Source organism: Amycolatopsis pithecellobii, from assembly GCF_009707865.1.
In the GTDB taxonomy this organism is placed as follows: domain Bacteria; phylum Actinomycetota; class Actinomycetes; order Mycobacteriales; family Pseudonocardiaceae; genus Amycolatopsis_E; species Amycolatopsis_E pithecellobii.
The window spans coordinates 64048-81286 of record NZ_WMBA01000032.1 but is presented as its reverse complement, the minus strand read 5'-3'; the positions used below and the strand labels follow the sequence as shown (position 1 = coordinate 81286).

19 protein-coding genes are annotated in these 17239 nt (G+C 67.7%); 8 read left to right on the top strand and 11 right to left on the bottom strand.

The genetic code is table 11. The features are described 5' to 3' along the window. Window positions 1-152: 152 nt before the first annotated feature. The 6 genes from GKO32_RS20460 to GKO32_RS20435 form a co-directional block, all read right to left on the bottom strand. Window positions 153-872 (bottom strand): DUF5666 domain-containing protein, encoded by a 720-nt coding sequence (locus tag GKO32_RS20460; RefSeq protein ID WP_154758480.1) that lies wholly within the window; start codon window positions 870-872, stop codon window positions 153-155. 183 nt (window positions 873-1055) lie between these two features. Beyond that, window positions 1056-2291 (bottom strand): ABC transporter permease, encoded by a 1236-nt coding sequence (locus GKO32_RS20455; protein ID WP_154758479.1) that lies wholly within the window; start codon window positions 2289-2291, stop codon window positions 1056-1058. Continuing rightward, a complete protein-coding gene (locus GKO32_RS20450) occupies window positions 2288-2974 on the bottom strand; it encodes an ABC transporter ATP-binding protein (protein WP_208024471.1) in 687 nt (228 codons plus the stop codon). The genes GKO32_RS20455 and GKO32_RS20450 overlap by 4 nt, the downstream gene beginning before the upstream one ends. 2 nt (window positions 2975-2976) lie before the next feature. After that, on the bottom strand, window positions 2977-4116 hold the full coding sequence (locus GKO32_RS20445) for an efflux RND transporter periplasmic adaptor subunit (protein WP_208024470.1): 1140 nt from the start codon (window positions 4114-4116) through the stop codon (window positions 2977-2979). Between the two features lie 127 nt (window positions 4117-4243). After that, a complete protein-coding gene (gene trpS / locus GKO32_RS20440; protein WP_312868212.1) occupies window positions 4244-5275 on the bottom strand; it encodes a tryptophan--tRNA ligase in 1032 nt (343 codons plus the stop codon). Between the two features lie 64 nt (window positions 5276-5339). Further along, window positions 5340-5648 (bottom strand): hypothetical protein, encoded by a 309-nt coding sequence (locus GKO32_RS20435; protein ID WP_312868211.1) that lies wholly within the window; start codon window positions 5646-5648, stop codon window positions 5340-5342. A gap of 205 nt (window positions 5649-5853) precedes the next feature. On the opposite strand from GKO32_RS20435, the gene GKO32_RS20430 reads away from it, so the two are divergent. The 3 genes from GKO32_RS20430 to GKO32_RS20420 are packed head-to-tail and all read left to right on the top strand — an operon-like array spanning window position 5854 to window position 7599. After that, entirely contained in the window at window positions 5854-6444 is a 591-nt protein-coding gene (locus tag GKO32_RS20430; RefSeq protein WP_154758477.1) for an ArsR/SmtB family transcription factor, read from the top strand. A gap of 1 nt (window position 6445) precedes the next feature. Then, the gene (locus tag GKO32_RS20425; RefSeq protein ID WP_154758476.1) at window positions 6446-7138 is read left to right on the top strand and encodes an SRPBCC family protein; all 693 of its coding nucleotides are present in this window, start codon (window positions 6446-6448) and stop codon (window positions 7136-7138) included. Then, a complete protein-coding gene (locus GKO32_RS20420) occupies window positions 7135-7599 on the top strand; it encodes an NUDIX hydrolase (RefSeq protein WP_154758475.1) in 465 nt (154 codons plus the stop codon). The genes GKO32_RS20425 and GKO32_RS20420 overlap by 4 nt, the downstream gene beginning before the upstream one ends. A 223-nt stretch (window positions 7600-7822) precedes the next feature. Here GKO32_RS20420 and GKO32_RS20415 read toward each other — a convergent pair whose 3' ends face one another. The 3 genes from GKO32_RS20415 to GKO32_RS20405 all read right to left on the bottom strand — a co-directional run bounded on the left by GKO32_RS20415 (window position 7823) and on the right by GKO32_RS20405 (window position 10382). Continuing rightward, window positions 7823-8632 carry an exodeoxyribonuclease III gene (locus GKO32_RS20415; protein WP_154758497.1) on the bottom strand — a complete coding sequence of 270 codons (810 nt, stop codon included), beginning with the start codon at window positions 8630-8632 and terminating at the stop codon, window positions 7823-7825. A gap of 25 nt (window positions 8633-8657) precedes the next feature. Beyond that, window positions 8658-8972 carry an SH3 domain-containing protein gene (locus GKO32_RS20410; protein WP_312868210.1) on the bottom strand — a complete coding sequence of 105 codons (315 nt, stop codon included), beginning with the start codon at window positions 8970-8972 and terminating at the stop codon, window positions 8658-8660. A gap of 186 nt (window positions 8973-9158) precedes the next feature. Then, window positions 9159-10382, bottom strand: a complete 1224-nt coding sequence (locus tag GKO32_RS20405; RefSeq protein WP_154758474.1) for an NADP-dependent isocitrate dehydrogenase — start codon at window positions 10380-10382, stop codon at window positions 9159-9161. Window positions 10383-10438: 56 nt separating this feature from the next. Here GKO32_RS20405 and GKO32_RS20400 point away from each other — a divergent pair, with 56 nt between their 5' ends. The 4 genes from GKO32_RS20400 to GKO32_RS20385 all read left to right on the top strand — a co-directional run bounded on the left by GKO32_RS20400 (window position 10439) and on the right by GKO32_RS20385 (window position 13313). After that, the gene (locus tag GKO32_RS20400) at window positions 10439-11008 is read left to right on the top strand and encodes a YciI family protein (RefSeq protein ID WP_376765980.1); all 570 of its coding nucleotides are present in this window, start codon (window positions 10439-10441) and stop codon (window positions 11006-11008) included. Between the two features lie 39 nt (window positions 11009-11047). Beyond that, window positions 11048-11623 (top strand): HhH-GPD-type base excision DNA repair protein, encoded by a 576-nt coding sequence (locus GKO32_RS20395; protein ID WP_154758473.1) that lies wholly within the window; start codon window positions 11048-11050, stop codon window positions 11621-11623. Between the two features lie 68 nt (window positions 11624-11691). Beyond that, window positions 11692-11880: a DUF1918 domain-containing protein gene (locus tag GKO32_RS20390; protein ID WP_154758472.1), complete on the top strand. Its 189-nt coding sequence runs from the start codon at window positions 11692-11694 to the stop codon at window positions 11878-11880. Between the two features lie 269 nt (window positions 11881-12149). Then, complete coding sequence (locus GKO32_RS20385) at window positions 12150-13313, top strand: MFS transporter (RefSeq protein WP_312868209.1); 1164 nt, start codon at window positions 12150-12152, stop codon at window positions 13311-13313. Between the two features lies 1 nt (window position 13314). Here the strand turns inward: GKO32_RS20385 and GKO32_RS20380 are convergent, their stop codons facing one another. Further along, entirely contained in the window at window positions 13315-13614 is a 300-nt protein-coding gene (locus GKO32_RS20380; RefSeq protein WP_312868208.1) for a DUF3017 domain-containing protein, read from the bottom strand. Beyond that, complete coding sequence (locus tag GKO32_RS20375; protein ID WP_312868207.1) at window positions 13595-14452, bottom strand: bifunctional methylenetetrahydrofolate dehydrogenase/methenyltetrahydrofolate cyclohydrolase; 858 nt, start codon at window positions 14450-14452, stop codon at window positions 13595-13597. Before GKO32_RS20375 ends, GKO32_RS20380 begins: the two co-directional genes overlap by 20 nt. A gap of 137 nt (window positions 14453-14589) precedes the next feature. Between GKO32_RS20375 and GKO32_RS20370 the strand changes: the two genes are divergently transcribed. Next, entirely contained in the window at window positions 14590-17199 is a 2610-nt protein-coding gene (locus GKO32_RS20370) for a TNT domain-containing protein (protein ID WP_312868206.1), read from the top strand. Window positions 17200-17239: the final 40 nt, after the last annotated feature.

The window sequence follows — 17239 nt, the reverse complement described above, 5'->3', positions numbered from 1 at the left end:
GTCGAGTCTCGTGGGCTTTTTTTTGTTTATTATGGTCAGCGCCAACCGCCACGGCGCCCACCGCGCCAAGCGCGTCACCGCGCACATCACGCGCCACGCCGCCCACCACCGCATCCTCGACGGCGGGCCGATAGGCCAGTCGGCCGACGCGTTCAGCCATTCCCGCCGCCGTTGGGTTGGCGGGTGCCGAAGGTTTGGCAGCCGCCGGGGTCGGGCTGGCTCAGCGAGATCATCCGGGCGGTCACCGCGCCCGTGTCGTCCGCCGTGCCTGTCGCGACCGCGCATTCGCCGACCTTCAGCGCGTTCGGGGTCGCGGACTCCGACTTCGTGTAGGTGGTGGCCGAATCGACCGTCACCTCAACACTCGTCGCCGCGCCGGTTTGGCGGTTGTCCTGCGAGACGGTGAACCCGCCACCAGTCACCGCCGTCACCTTGCCGAACGCACCCCGCGCATTCATGCCCGACGGCCTCGGCGCACCCGACGGCCGCGACGGCCTGCTACTGCCGTTCTGCGGCCGCATACCCGGCCCACCAGTCCCACACGTGTCGTTGTCGGCCGTGCTGATCTGCACCGTCTTCGCCACCACCGGCGTACCCGTGCCACTCACCACCACGCACGAGCCGGCTGTGACGTCCGACAGTGCAGCCGGAACCCGGTCGGTGAACGTCGTACTGCTGGAGAAGTTCACCGTCACCTGACCGTTCGCGGGATTCTGCACCTCGATACTGGACCCCGCCACCGCGGCGATCGTGCCCGACGCGGCCGGCCCGCGAGCAGCACCGGGCGGCGCCGACGCAGCCGCCGGTTCCGCGGGGGGCGTGCTCGACGAGCCGCAGGCGGCCAGCGTCAACCCGAGCAAACCGCCGACCACAGCAATACGCCAGCCACGGCGGAAAGCGGTTTCTCCGAGCAGGCCGGCTGTACTGTGCCGTTCGTTACTAATCCGACCACAGTCACGACTACCCGGCTTGCGTAGCAACGGTTGCGTACTGCTCGGGGTCTGCCTACTTTTGGTCGGATTAGTAACAGGACGTCGAATCATGTGCTCATTCCTTCATTCGCTGCGCAACGCATCGATCGGTGAGAGCCGGGCGGCGCGGGTCGCCGGGTACACCCCGAACACAAGGCCGATCGCGATCGCGGTGAGGATCGCGACCACGGTCGCCGTCGCGGAAATGGTGATCGGGATGGCCACCACATGGGGCAGCACCAGCGCGCCGACGATGCCGAGCAGCGCACCGAGCAGGCCACCCGCGAGCCCGAGCAGCGAAGCCTCGACCATGAACTGCCGCCGGATCACCACCGGGCTCGCGCCGACCGCCTTGCGCAGACCGATCTCACGAATCCGTTCGGTGACCGACACGAGCATGATGTTCATGACCCCGATTCCGCCTACCAGCAAGGAAATCGCCGCGACCCCGCCGAGCAGCAGGGTCAGCGTCCTACTCACCGAACTGGCCGTGGACAGCAGCGATTCCTGGCTCGCGATGGTGAAGTCGGCCGCGCTGTCGTTCGTGATGTGGTGCAACGCCAGCAATTCCTGGTTGGCCTCCTGGTAAGCCGCGGACAAAGTGTCCGAAGTGGACGCTTCCAGATAGATCGCCTGTACCGAAGTGCGCGTGGCACCGCCGACGAGCCGGTCCGCGGCGGTGCTGATCGGTACGACGGCTTGGTCGTCCTGGTTCTGCGCGGACGACGTTCCCGCGGAGGCGAGCACCCCGACGACCTCGAACGGAGTGCTACCGATCGTCACCGTGCGGCCCACCGCATTGGCCGTGCCGAACAGTTCTTCCGCCGTACTCGGGCCGAGCACGGTGACTGCCGCTTCGCTCGTTTCGTCGGCGTCCGTGAGGAAACGCCCCTCGGAAACCGTGCGCGCCCGTACGTTCAACCACGCCGGAGTCGTGCCGACGACCGAAGACGTCCAGGTCTTCGAGCCCGCCGCGAGCGAGGTGTTTCGGCTCGTCGTCGGGGCGACCGCGGCGATGTCCGGCGCAACACCAGGCGCGGCAAGGGAATTCGCGTCGTGCACGGTCAGCGTCGTCGCCGAACCGTTGCCGCCGCGGACACCCGTCGCGGCGCTCGTGGTGCTGCCCGGCGTCACCACGAGCAGGTTCGTGCCCAGCGAGTTGATCGCCGACGCCACCTGCGCCTGTGCGCCTTCGCCGAGCCCGACGGTCAGGATCACCGCGGCGATCCCGATCAGAATGCCCAGCATCGTCAGCCCGGAGCGCAACCGGTGCGCGCGGATCGCCTCGAGGCTCGTGCGCAGGGTTTCCAGCCAGTTCATCCGAACACCCCGGTGTCCGACTCGATGACCCCGTCACGTAACCGCACCACACGGTCGGCGTGTGTCGCGACCTCTTCTTCATGTGTGATCAGCACGATGGTGTGCCCGATGTCGTTGAGCTCACGGAACACCGACAGCACCTCGGCCGTCGCCGCTGAATCCAGCGCACCGGTGGGCTCGTCCGCCAGCACCAGCGACGGCCGGTTCACCAACGCACGGGCCAGCGCGACCCGGGACTGCTGGCCGCCGGACAGCTCGTTCGGCCGGTGTTCGAGGCGGTCGCCGAGACCTACCCGCTGCAGAAGTTCGACGGCGCGAGCCTTCCGCTCGGCCCGGTTGACTCCCGCGTAGCACAACGGAAGTTCGACATTCCGCCACGCCGATAGCCCCGCCAGCAGGTTGAACTGCTGGAAAACGAAACCGATCCGGCGGTTGCGGATCATCGCGAGGTCCAATTCGGACAGTCCACTCACGTCTTCACCGGCCAGCACGTAACGTCCGGCGCTGAGCAGGTCGAGGCAGCCGAGAATGTGCATCAACGTGGATTTTCCCGAGCCGGATGGCCCCATGATGGCGACGTACTCACCTTCGGCGACGCGCAACGAAACCCCGCGCAACGCCTCGACTTCCACCACACCGGTCGAGTAGATCTTGCGCAGGTTCTGGACCTCGATGACAGGCATGCTCATCCTCCGAACCCGCGTGCGCCGCCACCCAAGCCGCCCGTCCGGGCACCACCGCCGAAACCACCGGGCCCACCGAAACCACCATTACGGCCACCGGCGCCACCCGTGCCGCCTGTGCCGCCGGTGGTCCCTGCCGGCACCGTGACCATCACCTGGTCCCCTTCGGACAGTCCACTGAGGACTTGGACCATGCCGTTGGCGGTCTGCCCCAGCTGCACCTGTTTGCTGGTTTGCTTTCCTGCCACCAGTTCGTCGACGGTCGCCTGCCCGCCGCCGTAGTGGACGGCGGCCGCGGGAACCGCGAGCACGTCGGTCAGCTGCTTCACCACGATCGCGACCGAGGCGCTCGCTCCCGCGAACAGGCCCGGCGGGCTGCCGGTGACCCCGATCGTCACCGGATAACTGGGCACCGAGGACGATCCGGCAGGCATCACCGCGACCGAGGTGACCGTGCCGTAGATCGGATTCGCCGAGCCGTCGGGCGTGATGACCGCCTGCTCTCCGGTCTTGATCTGGCCGATCTGGGTGTCATCCACGCTCGCGTTGACCACGTAGGAACCCGTTGACATGACGACGATTTGGGCCGTGCTACCGGTACCACCGGCCGAAACCTGCTGGCCCGTCGACAGGTTCACCGCCGCGACAGTACCGGCGATGGGCGAGGTCATCGTCGCCGCGGACAGCGCCGATTGCGCGTTGTCGAGCTGGTTCTGCGCGGCGGTGATCGACGCCTGGTCCGCGGAAATCTGTGCCGACGAAGCGCTGTTCGACTGATCGGCCGACAGTTTCGCCTGGCCCGAAGCCACGCTCGCCTTCGCCTGCGCGACGCTCGCCGCGAGCGACGCGGACTGGAGCGTGGCGAGTGGCTGCCCCGCGGTGACCTGCTGTCCTACCGTCACGTCGACGGCGGTCACCTGCCCGGCGACCCCGAAGTTGAGATCGCTGCGCTGGGCGGGTTCGATCGTGCCCGTCGACGACACGGTTTGCCGGAGCGTCGTGGTGTTCGCCGCGACGAGCCGGTACGACGGTGCGGCCGCGGGACGAGTCACCTCCCAGACCGTGACCCCGGCGGCCACCAGCACAACCACGGCGACGGTGAGGTAGACCCATCGCCTCTTCTTGCGAAGCCTGCCCAGCACGGCATCCTTCTCTCTCGCGTGCCCCAGAAGATCCGGCTGCGAAAGCTTCGCCGGTCTTTCTGATAAGCGTCTGAGAAAACGGGCCTGCTTGGCTGTGAATCAGTTGTGTAAAAGATTCTTTACCGAACTACCGCAGGAAACCGATCCGGTCGTAGACGGCGGACAGGGTTTCCGCGGCGACGATCCGGGCGCGCTCGGCCCCGTGCGCGAGCACTTTGTCCAGTTCGGCGACATCGTCCAAATAGGACTTCACCCGCTCCTGGAACGGGGTCACGAAATCCACCAGAACCTCGGCGACATCTTTCTTCAAGTCACCGTAGCCCTTGCCCACATACTCGGCCTCCAGCTCGGAAATGTTCCGGCCGGACAGCGCCGAGTGGATGGTCAGCAGGTTCGACACCCCGGCCTTGTGCTCAGGGTCGAAGACGATCTCGCGGCCGGTGTCGGTGACCGCGGACCGGATCTTCTTCGCCGAGCGCTTCGGATCATCGAGCAGCTCGACCAGCCCGTTCGGCGACGAAGCCGACTTGCTCATCTTCGCGCCAGGGTCCTGCAGGTCGTAGATCTTGGCTGTGTCCTTGACGATGTAGGGCTCCGGCACGACGAACGTCTTGCCGTAGCGGCGGTTGAACCGCTGCGCGAGGTTGCGCGAGAGCTCGAGGTGCTGGCGCTGGTCCTCGCCGACCGGCACCGCGTTCGCCCGGTAGAGCAGGATGTCCGCGGCCTGCAGGACCGGGTACGTGAACAGGCCGACACTCGCGTGGTCGGTGCCCTGCCTGGCAGCCTTGTCCTTGAACTGCGTCATCCGGCTGGCTTCGCCGAACCCCGTCTGGCACTCGAGCACCCACGACAGCTGGGCGTGCTCGGGTACCTGGCTCTGCACGAACAGCGCACTGCGTTCCGGATCCACGCCGAGCGCGAGCAGCTGCGCCGCTGACACGCGGGTACGCCGGCGCAGCACCTTCGGGTCCTGCTCGACCGTGATCGCGTGCAGATCCACGACCATGTAGTAGGTCTCGTGCGTGTCCTGCAGCAACACCCACTGGCGCAGGGCACCGAGGTAGTTGCCGAGGTGGAACGAGTCCGCGGTCGGCTGGATGCCGGACAGCACGCGCAGCCGGGCCGGGGTCTCCTGAGCGGTTTCTTCAACGCTGGACACGCCGCCGATTGTTTCAGGCCCGCTGAGCCGCGATGGCGGCGAGGTCCGCAGCAAGCGCCGACGGTCAGAGCGACGGTCGCCGGTAGGGCGTCAGCGGCGGGCGGACGTCTTCGGGCGCTTCGGTGACCGGTTCGGCCTCAACCTCGGCGGCCTTGCGGCGCTGGCGGATGACGCCGAGCGTCATGCCGACGACGCCGAGCACGACGGCAGCCAGCCCGACCGGTCCGAGCAGGCCGAAGGACATCGTCTCGGTGGTGGGTGAAACCTGGGCGCCGACCGCATTCGCGACGCCGGTGCCGGTCAGCACGAAGGCCGACAGGAGCGCACCAATGCGCAGCGTACGGCTGGTGACCAGAGTGGTTCGGTTGCGCACCGGGGTGCCTCCCGCGATGAGGTGCCATCACCCAAATGGACGGGTCTTGCCTGGTGAAAACTACCGAGCGTGTCAAGCCCGGTGCGTTTTCGATCAACTCGGGGCCAGACCTTAGCGCTCATCCGGGTGCCCATGACACCGGGGCCCACCGACCGAACACAACTCTTGTCTTGACAACTTTATTTGTCGGTGCGACAGTTCTCCCATGCTCGAAGTCGCAGTGATCGAAGATCCGGCCGCCGCCGAGGTCTCGCTCGACCCGGTCCGCGGGAAGCTGCTGGCCGCGCTCGCCGAACCCGGCTCGGCCACCACGCTTGCGGCGCGGCTCGGGCTGCCCCGGCAGAAGGTCAACTACCACCTGCGCGCCCTCGAACGGCACGGGCTCATCGAGCTGGTCGAAGAACGCCGCAAAGGCAATGTCACCGAGCGGCTCATGCAAGCCACCGCGGCGTCGTACGTGATCTCGCCGACCGCGATGGCCGAGGTCGCACCCGACCCCGATCGTGCGCCGGACCAGCTTTCGGCATGGTGGCTGCTCGCGCTGTCCGCCCGGCTGGTGCGGGAACTCGGCGAGCTCATCAGTGGCGCGGCCGCGGCACGGCAACGGCTTGCGACCTATGCCATCGACGCCGAGATCCGGTTCGCCACCGCGGCGGACCGGGCGGCGTTCGCCGACGAACTCGGCACGGTCGTGAAGAACCTCGTCGGGAAATACCACGACGAAAAGGCGGTGGGCGGGCGCAAACACCGGCTCGTCGTCGCACTGCACCCGAGTCTCAAGAAGAAGGAGCAATGAAATGAGCAAGGAATTCTCCATCGAGCGGGAAGTCGTGTTGCCGGCCACGCCCGAGGAGGTCTTCGCGGCGGTGACGACGGGTACCGCGAACTGGATGTTCCCGACTCCCGCGCCCGATCCCGGCAGTCCGATCGTGCGGAACTGGGAGCCGCCGACCCGATTCACCGTCAGGCAGGACGGCGAAGACGGCTGGTTCAACGCGCTCGATTTTCTCATCGAGGCACGAGATGGTGGCACGGCGGCGTTGCGGTATGTCCACAGTGGAATCTTCACCGACGACTGGGACAACCAGTACGACGGCGCGGCCAAGCACACCGACTTCTATCATCACACGCTCGGCGAGTACTTGCGGTATTTCGGCGGGAAATCGGCCGTTTACGCGGAGGTGAGCGGTCCGCCCGCGTCCGCGTATCCGTCGGCGATGGAGGCGGTACGGAAATCGCTCGGCGTTTCCGCGGTTGGTGACACCGTGCAACTCGAGCTACCCGGGCTGGCGCCGGCCGAAGCCGTCGTGGACTACCTGAATCCGTACTTCCTCGGCCTGCGCACCGAGAATGCGCTGTATCGGGTCTTCGGGCGCAACAATTTCGGTGGCACCGTGGACATTTCGGCGCACCTGTTCGGCGAGGACGCGGACAAGGAGCGGACCGAGCAGGCGCTGGGCGCGTACCTGAACGGGGTGTTCGCTGCATGACCGCTCGACAAAGTGCGGGAATCCTGTTGTACCGCAAGAAGAACGGCGAGCTGGAAGTCCTATTGGGACATATGGGCGGCCCGTTCTGGGCGCGGAAGGATGCGGGCGGGTGGTCGCTGCCGAAGGGCGAGTACGAGCCCGACGAAGAACCGGAAGCGGCCGCCCGCCGCGAATTCACCGAGGAACTCGGGCTGCCGCTCCCCGCGGGCCCGCTCGCCGAACTCGGTTCGGTCCGTCAGTCCGGCGGCAAGGTCGTGACGGTGTGGGCGCTCGAAGGCGAGCTGGATCCGGCGCTCGCGGTGCCGGGCACCTTCGCAATGGAATGGCCGAAGGGATCCGGCCGGATGCAGGAATTCCCGGAGATGGACCGCTTCGCGTGGTTCACGCTCGCCGACGCACGGGAGAAACTGCTGAAAGGGCAACAACCTTTCCTGGAACGGCTGGTGTCGCTGGTGAGCTGAGCCGGTGCGACCGGCAAGTCGCGGGCCCCCAGTCCTGCCGACAGCGCTGGCGCAGCCAACCTCGGCGTCGCACGATGACGCGTCGGCGGCGGAGCCGAACAGGTCGAGGCGGCGAACCGAAAGCACACGACACAACTCACTGATCTCCTGCCGTCTCTCCTCGATCAGACGATGCACGAGCGCCCACGTCCCGAGCGAATTCGGCCTGATAAGCCACCGGACGTCACGGCCATTCGTAGCCGATCGTCAGCGGTGCATGGTCCGACCACCGTTCGCCATACGTCGCGGCGCGCTCGACCCGGGCCGACACCGCTCGTGCGGCCAGGCCCGGCGTCGCGACCTGGAGGTCGATCCGCCAGCCGGCATCGTTGTCGTAAGCCTTGCCCCGGTAGGACCACCACGTGTACGGGCCGGGGCCGTCCGGGTCGAGCGCGCGCTGCACGTCCACATACCCGGCCTCGTCGTAGACCCGGCTCAGCCAGGCGCGTTCCTCCGGCAGGAAGCCCGAATTCTTGTGATTCGTCTTCCACGCCTTGAGGTCCACCTCGCGATGCGCGATGTTCCAGTCCCCCAGCACGACGGCCTCCACCCCGGCCGCCTCGGCTTTCGCGCGCAGCTCCACCAGATAGGGCAGAAACGCCGCCATGAAGCGCGCCTTCTCCTCCTGCCGCGGCGTGCCCACGTCACCGCTGGGCACGTACACGCTGGCCACGATCAGCCCCGGCAACTGAACCTCGAGATAACGGCCGCTGCCTTCGAACTCCGCCGCACCGAAACCGATGCGCACCTGCGACGGCTCAGCCCGGCTGTAGACGGAAACCCCGTTGCGGCCCTTGGTCGTGGACGCGGCATGGTGCGCATGCCAGCCCAGCGGCGCCACAACCTCCTCGGGCAGCTGGCTCGCCTCCGCCCGGACCTCCTGGCAGGCGACCACGTCGGCCTCGCTGTGCGCGAGCCATTCGACGAAGCCCTTCTTGGCCGCGGCACGCATGCCGTTGACGTTCACGGTGGAGATGGTCAGCACGCCCCGCAGGCTACCGGCGCCCACCGACAGAAACTCAGCCGCAGTTCCCCGCGACCGGCTTGAGGAAGTCGGTCTTCGCCCACTTGTTGTCGGCCAGCTTGCGGAACCCGTTCTGCACCACGGGCTCGGCGCCGGTCTGCGCGTTCTGGTTGAACTTGCCGACGATCCCGGCGTTCGGGTCGGGCGCGGACCGCACGTTCAGCACGTCCGCGGTCACGGTCACCTTGCAGCCCGTCGAGCCGCCCGTCGCCTCGGACGCGCGCTTACCCGCGCCCATGACGTAGATGAGCCCGACGGCGGCCAGCACAGCGACGATGATCAGGATCCGTTTCGGAATGCCCAGGATCACGGGTCTCTCCTCGCCGGTCTCGAAAAACTGAAAGTAAGGGTAGCCACACAAAGTTGAGCCATGACAGGGCCGAGAACCGAAACCACCCAGAGGCCGCAATCTGCGTGAGGACGCTGTTACAGGACGTGACAAAACACGAGAGAGGGCGCGCCCGGACGAGACCGGACGCGCCCTCTGCCGGAAAACTCAGCCTTGGTTGATCTTCTTGGCCAGGTTCTCGTCGAGCGTGCCGAGGAACTCCTCGGTAGTCAGCCACGACTGGTCCTTGCCGACCAACAGCGCCAGGTCCTTGGTCATCTTGCCGCTCTCGACGGTCTCGATGACGACCTGCTCCAGCTTGGTGGCGAACCCGATCAGCTCCGAGTTGCCGTCCAGCTTGCCGCGGTGCTCCAGCCCACGGGTCCACGCGAAGATCGACGCGATCGGGTTCGTCGAGGTCGGCTTGCCCTGCTGGTGCTGGCGGTAGTGCCGGGTGACCGTGCCGTGCGCGGCCTCGGCCTCGACGGTCCTGCCGTCCGGGGTACGCAGCACCGAGGTCATCAGCCCGAGCGAGCCGAAGCCCTGCGCCACGGTGTCGGACTGCACGTCACCGTCGTAGTTCTTGGTCGCCCAGACGTAGCCGCCCTCCCACTTGAGCGACGCGGCGACCATGTCGTCGATCAGCCGGTGCTCGTAGGTCAGGCCCTTGGCGTCGAAGTCGGCCTTGAACTCCGCCTCGAAGATCTCGGCGAACACGTCCTTGAACATGCCGTCGTAGGCCTTGAGGATGGTGTTCTTCGTCGACAGGTAGACCGGGAATCCGCGGTCGAGGCCGTACTGCAGCGAAGCGCGCGCGAAGTCCTCGATCGACTTGCGGAAGTTGTACATGCCCAGCGCCACGCCGCCGCCCTCGGGGAACTTCGCGACCTCGAGCTCGATCGGCTCGGAGCCGTCCTCCGGGGTGTAGGCGATGGTTACCGTGCCGGGGCCGGGGACCTTGAAGTCCGTGGCCCGGTACTGGTCGCCGTGCGCGTGGCGGCCGATGATGATCGGCTTCGTCCAGCCCGACACCAGCCGCGGGATGTTGGAGATGATGATCGGCTCGCGGAAGACGACACCGCCGAGGATGTTGCGGATCGTGCCGTTCGGACTCCGCCACATCTTCTTGAGGCCGAACTCTTCGACGCGGGCCTCGTCAGGGGTGATGGTGGCGCACTTGACGCCGACGCCGTGCTCCTTGATGGCGTTCGCCGCGTCGATCGTGATCTGGTCGTCGGTGCGGTCCCGCTCCTCGATACCCAGGTCGTAGTAGGCCAAGTTGACATCCAGATACGGGTGGATGAGCTTGTCCTTGATGAACTGCCAGATGATGCGGGTCATCTCGTCGCCGTCGAGCTCGACGACGGTGCCCTCGACCTTGATCTTGGCCATGAGCAGCGGTGCTCCTCTCGCGGATCCTCGCGGTTGCGGTTCTTCGAAGCTGTGGTATGCGGGACAAGCGTACTGCTAGGAAGCACGCGGCGCCGCAAGTGGTGACGAACGTCCAGTCTCGCAGCACTGGCCAGGCAGGCCCCACTCGCGTGAAATTCGCCGGAACATCGTGTCGAAACGGCGTGCGCTCGTTCGACGCTGTGGTGACAGCTGATCAACCGAGACCACTGAGGAGCAGCAATGCGATTTCTGATGATGCACCGGCTCGCCGAGAGCGACCCGATCAACTGGAACCCGAGCCAGGAGTTCATCGAGAAGATGGGCGCCTTCATTCAGGACTGGTCCGAGCGCGGCATCCTGATCACGGCCGAGGGCGTCCACCCGTCCGAAAAGGGCGCGCGGGTCCGCAAGACCACGCGCGGGTCCGCAAGACCAAGGGAGCCGGGACCACCGCGACCGACGGGCCGTTCACCGAGAGCAAGGAAATCATCGGCGGGTTCGGGCTGATCAATGCCAAGGACAAGGCCGAAGCCGTCGAACTGGCGCGGCAGTACGCGGACCTGTTCGACAACGTCGAGGTCGAAGTGCGGCAGATCGTCGAGTTCGACGAGGTGCCACAAGCCTGACCCGACCCCGGAGCCGCCCATCCGTGCGAAGATGACTCCATGCCCAAGACCCTGCGTCTGACCGGCGACGCCGAGGCCGACAAGCTGCTGAGCGAAGACCCGTTTGCCCTGCTCACGGGGATGCTTCTTGATCAACAGATTTCCATGGAAACCGCCTTCGCCGGGCCGAAGAAGATCGCCGACCGGATGGGCGGCTTCGACGTCACCAGGATCGCCGACGCCGACGAGGACGAGTTCGTCGAGCTGTGCGTGCAGAAGCCGGCGATCCACCGCTACGGCGGTTCGATGGGCCGCCGCGTGCACGCACTCGCGCGGTACATCGTCGAGCACTACGACGGGCACACCGAGGCCATCTGGACCGAGGGCAAGCCCGACGGCAAGGAAGTCCTCAAGCGACTCAAGGCGTTGCCGGGCTACGGCGAGCAGAAGGCGCGGATTTTCCTTGCCCTGCTTGGCAAACAGCGCGGCGTCAAACCTGCCGGCTGGCGCGAGGCAGCCGGCGCGTACGGCGAGGAGGGCTCGCGGCGGTCCATCGCGGACGTGACGAGCGCCGGCACGCTGGCCGAGGTGCGTGCGTTCAAGAAGGCCGCGAAGGCTTCGGCCAAGGCGCAATAGCACTGTCGCATATGGACTTTCCCCGGTCGGCAGGCGCCACTACCCTGGGACCAGCGGAGGTGTCAACGATGCACGCAACCGTGGGAGACCGGATTCTCGTACACGGCCGGACGGTCGGTGCCGGTGAGCAGCAGGGCGAAATCATCGAGGTTCGCGGAGAGAACGGCGAGCCGCCGTACGTGGTGCGCTTCTCCGACGGACACGAGTCGCTGATTTTCCCCGGCTCCGACTGCGAAATCGGCACTCAGCAAGACTGATCAGCGGCGTTACCAATCCGACCGAAAGTAGGCGGACACGGTCCGCAGCCGATCTGCTTGTAGACACCCGTTTCCGCCGTGGCTGCCGTCGGATTGGTAACGAACGGCACAGTACGTAAGAATCGTCACCCGCCGCGCGGGATGACAGCGGCCGCGCCTGCTGTTCACACTCATACAGGGACAGTCGCCGTGCCAAGACGAGCACATTGACTGTCCTTCTTTCATGCCGTGCCCTGTATCGATACACCTCCGTCCTGGAAAGGAGAACCGTGCCCATCGCGCTCCTTGCGCTGGCCATCGGTGCCTTCGGCATCGGCACCACCGAATTCGTCATGATGGGTGTACTCCCGCAGGCGGCCGCCGACTTCGGGGTGTCCATCCCGGCTGCGGGCTACCTGATCACCGGCTACGCGCTCGGCGTCGTCGTCGGTGCTCCCCTGCTCACCGTGGTGGCCGTGCGGCTGCCGCGAAAGACCATGTTGCTGGCGATGATGGCGTTGTTCACGGTCGGCAACCTGCTGTTCTCGCTCTCGCCGAACCAGGAGTTCGGCGTGTTCTTCCGCTTCATCGCCGGCCTGCCGCACGGCGCGTTCTTCGGCGCCGGCGCTGTCGTCGCGTCCAGTCTGGTCGAACCAGGGAACCGCGCGAAGGCCGTGTCCATGATGTTCCTGGGACTGACCATGGCCAACGTCGTCGGCGTGCCGCTCGGCACGCTGCTGGGTCAGCAGGTCGGCTGGCGCGCGACCTTCGGCGTCGTCGCGGGGATCGGCGTGCTCGCGCTGGCCGCGATCGCCAGGCTCGTGCCACACCAGGGCCGCACCGAGGCGTCATTGCGCAGCGAACTCGGCGCGTTCCGCCGTCCCCAGGTGTGGTTCGCGCTCGCCATCGTCACCGTCGGCATGGGCGGCGTGTTCGCGTCCCTGTCCTATGTGACGCCGATGCTCACCGACGTGGCGGGCTACTCGCCGCACAACGTGACGCTGTTGCTGGCGCTCGCCGGGGTCGGCATGACGATCGGGAACCTGCTCGGCGGACGGCTCGCCGACCGGGCCCTGATGCCGAGCCTCTACTTCGCGCTGTTCGGGCTCGCCGTGGTGCTCGCGATCTTCACCATCACCGCGCACAGCAAGATCGGCGCGGCGGTGACGATCTTCGCCGTCGGCATCACCGGGTTCATGATCGGCCCGATGATGCAGACCCGGATCATGCAGAAGGCCGGCGGGACGCCGTCACTCGTCTCGGCCGCGGTGCAGTCGGCGTTCAACATCGCCAACTCGATCGGCGCCTACGTCGGCGGCCTCGTCATCGCGGGCGGGCTCGGCCTCGTCGCACCCAACATGGTCGGCGCGGTCCTGTCGGTACTCGGCCTGTCCATCGCCGCGGTCTCGGGAGCGCTCGACCGGCGTGAGGCCCCGGTACTCGCGGAGGCGTGACTCAGCTGCCGAACGGGCCGTTGGTGATGGTGAACGCGAGGAACAGCAGGAGCGCACCGAGGCCCGTGTAGCTGAGCACGTCCACCGGCCTGCCGCGAATCGCCAACAGGCCCGCACGGGCATCGGGCAGCAACGCCCGGAACACCGCCGCCACCAGCAGGGCGCCGCCGATGATGACGGCGCCCTGACGCCAGTGGTACTGCAGGATGCGCAGCGCCGCGACAAGAACCAGCACGAGCACGATGCCGAACGGCACGTGTTCGAGGCGGGTCCAGCGGTGGCTACCGCGAGGCAACGACACGTTCGGCCGCCTCCACCACATTGGTCACGAGCATCGCGCGGGTCATCGGGCCGACCCCGCCGGGATTCGGGGACACCCACCCGGCGACTTCGGTGACACCGGGCGCGACATCGCCGGTCAGCTTGCCGTCGACGTGCGAAACCCCGACATCCAGCACGGCCGCACCGGGCTTGACCATGTCCGGGGTGATGATCCCGGGCACCCCGGCCGCGGCGACCACGATGTCCGCGCGCCGTACCTCGGCGGCCAGGTCACGGGTGCCGGTGTGGCACAACGTCACGGTTGCGTTCTCGGTGCGGCGGGTGAACAGCAGGCCGAGCGAGCGGCCCACCGTGATCCCACGGCCGACAACGGCCACGTTCGCCCCGGCGATCTGCACGTCGTGACGGCGCAGCAGCTCCAGGATGCCGTACGGAGTGCACGGCAACGGGCCAGGCTGGTTGAGCACGAGCCGGCCGAGGCTGACCGGGGCCAGCCCGTCGGCGTCCTTCTCGGGTGCGATCCGCTCGAGGATGCGGCCGGTGTCCAGGTGCCCTGGCAACGGCAGCTGCACGATGTAGCCGTGGCAGGCGTCGTCGGCGTTGAGCTCGTCGATGACCGCTTCGAGCTTGTCCTGGCTGATGTCGCCGGGCAGATCGCGGCGGATCGAGTTGATCCCGACCTTCGCGCTGTCCGCGTGCTTCATCCGCACATACGCATGCGAGCCGGGATCGTCACCGACGAGTACGGTGGCCAGCCCGGGCACCACCCCCCGCTCGGCGAGAGTGGCCACCCGCGGTTTCAGCTCCGCGTAGATGGCGTCCTTGGTCGCTTTGCCGTCGAGAACCTTCGCCGTCACGCCACCATTCTGACAGAGGCCACTTTGCGTAGTGCCAGTTAGACGCTGCGTACTTCGGGTGAGCTATCGGCACTGGTCAACAGAGGTAAGGGTGCGGGTGGTGTGCATTCACTCCGGGCACCCGTCAAAATGAGCTGGTGGCTCAACCGACGACGCAGCTGAACGCGACCGAGCAGGACACACTGGTCAAACAGATCGGACTGGCCCTGCTCCGTGCCGCCCCACGCGACTGGCGCCGCGTGACCGCCCAGTACCGGGCGGTCGGCCGGTACCACGAGCTGACCGGGGAGGTCCTCAGCGAGGACGGCAGCGTCAGCGAATGGATGGCCACACACGACATCGCCACCCTCTTCGGCCGGCTGCGGGCCGGCATGTACCGCGAGGGCCGTGGCACCTGGTTCAACGCCCGCTATCAGCTCGACCACCCATCGAGTTACAACCTCGAGTACGACCGGGAAGAGCCGCGCTGGAATCTGCAGCCACCGCCGCAGGCCTACGCCGACGAGTTGCGCACGTTCCCCCGCTCGGAGGAGAACGTGCCGGAGTGGCTGATGCGCCGGATGTCCGGCCTCGGCCCCGAACAACCCGGCCCGCGGTTCCGGATCGCCCGCATCTTCGACGGCCAGGGTCCGGACGGCCGCCCCGTGCTCAACCGGCCCGAGCTCGACGCCGACGAGCTCGACCGGCTCTACGAGTACCTCAGCGCCGCGCCCGTCGTGCTGTCCGAGCGGGGGCTCGACCTCGACCGGCTGGCCGCACCGCCGACGCCGAAGGTGCCCGTCGCTTTCCACACCGACGGGGTCTGGATCTGGCCCGCCGCGGTCAACTACTACCTGCAGGAGTACGGCATCGCCCCGGAGGGGGAGCTGGTCACACATGTCCAGCAGACCGGGTTCCGGCTGCCCGAGGTGCCTGAGCAGACGCTGCAGGCGGCCGGTGCGCACCTGACCCGTGGCAACCAGCCACCGCCACGGCCCCCGCGCGCGCCGGAGCCGGTCACGCTTGAGCAGCAGGCCCCGGAGCCGGAGCCGGTCCGTGAGGAGCAGCCTGAGGAACCGTCGCCGGCCGAGGTCACGACGTTCACGCCCATGGTGGATCTCGACGACGGCCCGCCGACGATGATCCAGCCGTCGCTACAGGCGCCCCCGGAGTCCGAACCCGAACCGGAGCGGACGCCGGAGCCACAGCCCGAGTCTGTCGCGTCGGCCACCCGGTACGTGCCGCCGGTTGCTCCCCCGGCACCGGAACCGGCGGTGGATTCCTTGCGCGGCAAGCTGAAAGAGCTGGGCGTGCCCGAGTCGGCGTACCGCATCGGCGAGCCGATCCAGCACGGCTGGAGCATGGAACCGATCGAGTCCGGCTGGCGAGTGGCGTGGTACGACGAGGACCTGTCCAACCCGGCGGTGTTCGGTGACGCCGAGGATGCGGCGGCGTTCATGCTCGGCAAGCTGCTGCTCGACCCCCGTGGCCGCGAGGCGGCGCCCCTCCCGCCTGCGCCACCGGTGCAGCTGGACGACACCGCGCCCGTCAACGGCGGCCCCAGCGCCGACCGGCACCGCGAAGCTCGCGCCGAGGCCGCGGCGGAGGCACCCGCTCGGCCGGACCTGCCGTCCCGTGGCGAGCCCCAGCCTGGCCCGCGGGCCGGCCTCCCGGCACCGGGCGAACCCGAGCCCGAGCTGCTGACCCACGGCGACGTCCCGTCTCGCCCGGAATCCCCCATCCGCGGCGAGATGCCGCCTCGGTCGGAGCTACCGCCGCGGCAGGACATGGCGGCGCATTCGGAGTTGCCGTCACGCTCGGACTTGCCGTCGCGGCAAGACATCGCGTCGCACTCGGAGTTGCCGTCGCGGCCGGACATGCCCGCACGGCAAGACATGGCGGCGCACTCAGAGATGGCATCCCGGCCCGAGCCGTCGCGGCAAGACATGGCGGCACACTCAGAGACACCATCGCGGCCCGACATGCCACTGCGGCAAGACATGCCGCCGCACTCAGAGACGCCGTCACGCCCGGACATGCCCGCACGCCAGGACATGCCGCCACACTCGGAGTCGCCATCGCGGCCGGAGATGCCGGCACACGCCGATCTGCCGACCCGACAGGAAATGCCATCCCGCCCGGACCTGACGCCACGCTCGGAGGTGCCGGCCCGCTCGGACCTGCCATCGCGGTCGGAGATGCCATCGCGGCAGGAACCCCCCGCGCGCATCGAGCCACCGTCACCGCCCGCCGGGGAGCCGCGGCTCGACGACACGATGCTCGACGCACCACCGACGATGCTGGCCGCGCCGGTGCCACCGCCTCCACCGCGCCGGGATCCGCAACAACAGCCCCAGCAACCACGTCACGAACCCGCGCGGCCGGCGCAGCAGCAGAACGGCACCGGCAGCTCGCAGTGGCCGATCCAGCCGTTGTCCGGTGAGCCGCCGCTGACCTTGTTCCGCGGCAAGGAAATGCGGGAACTGCCTGCCGGAAGCGAACTCGACCGGTTCGGCAACCCGAACGGCAACCTGACCTACGCGGCGGGCACCCCGTTCGAGGAACGGTCGTTGGTCCCGGAGTGGGTCAGCAGGCCGTACCACGTATACCGGGTGCAGCGGCCGATCGAGGCGCTGGCCGGGGTCGCGATCCCGTGGTTCAACCAGCCCGGTGGCGGTGCAGCGTACCTGCTGCCGACGTCGATCGAAGAGCTGCTCGCCGAGGGCGACCTGATCGAACTCGACCCGGGCGAACCACCCATCGACTGACCCCGGCGAAGAAACCGGTTTCCCTTGCGGAAGGCCGGTT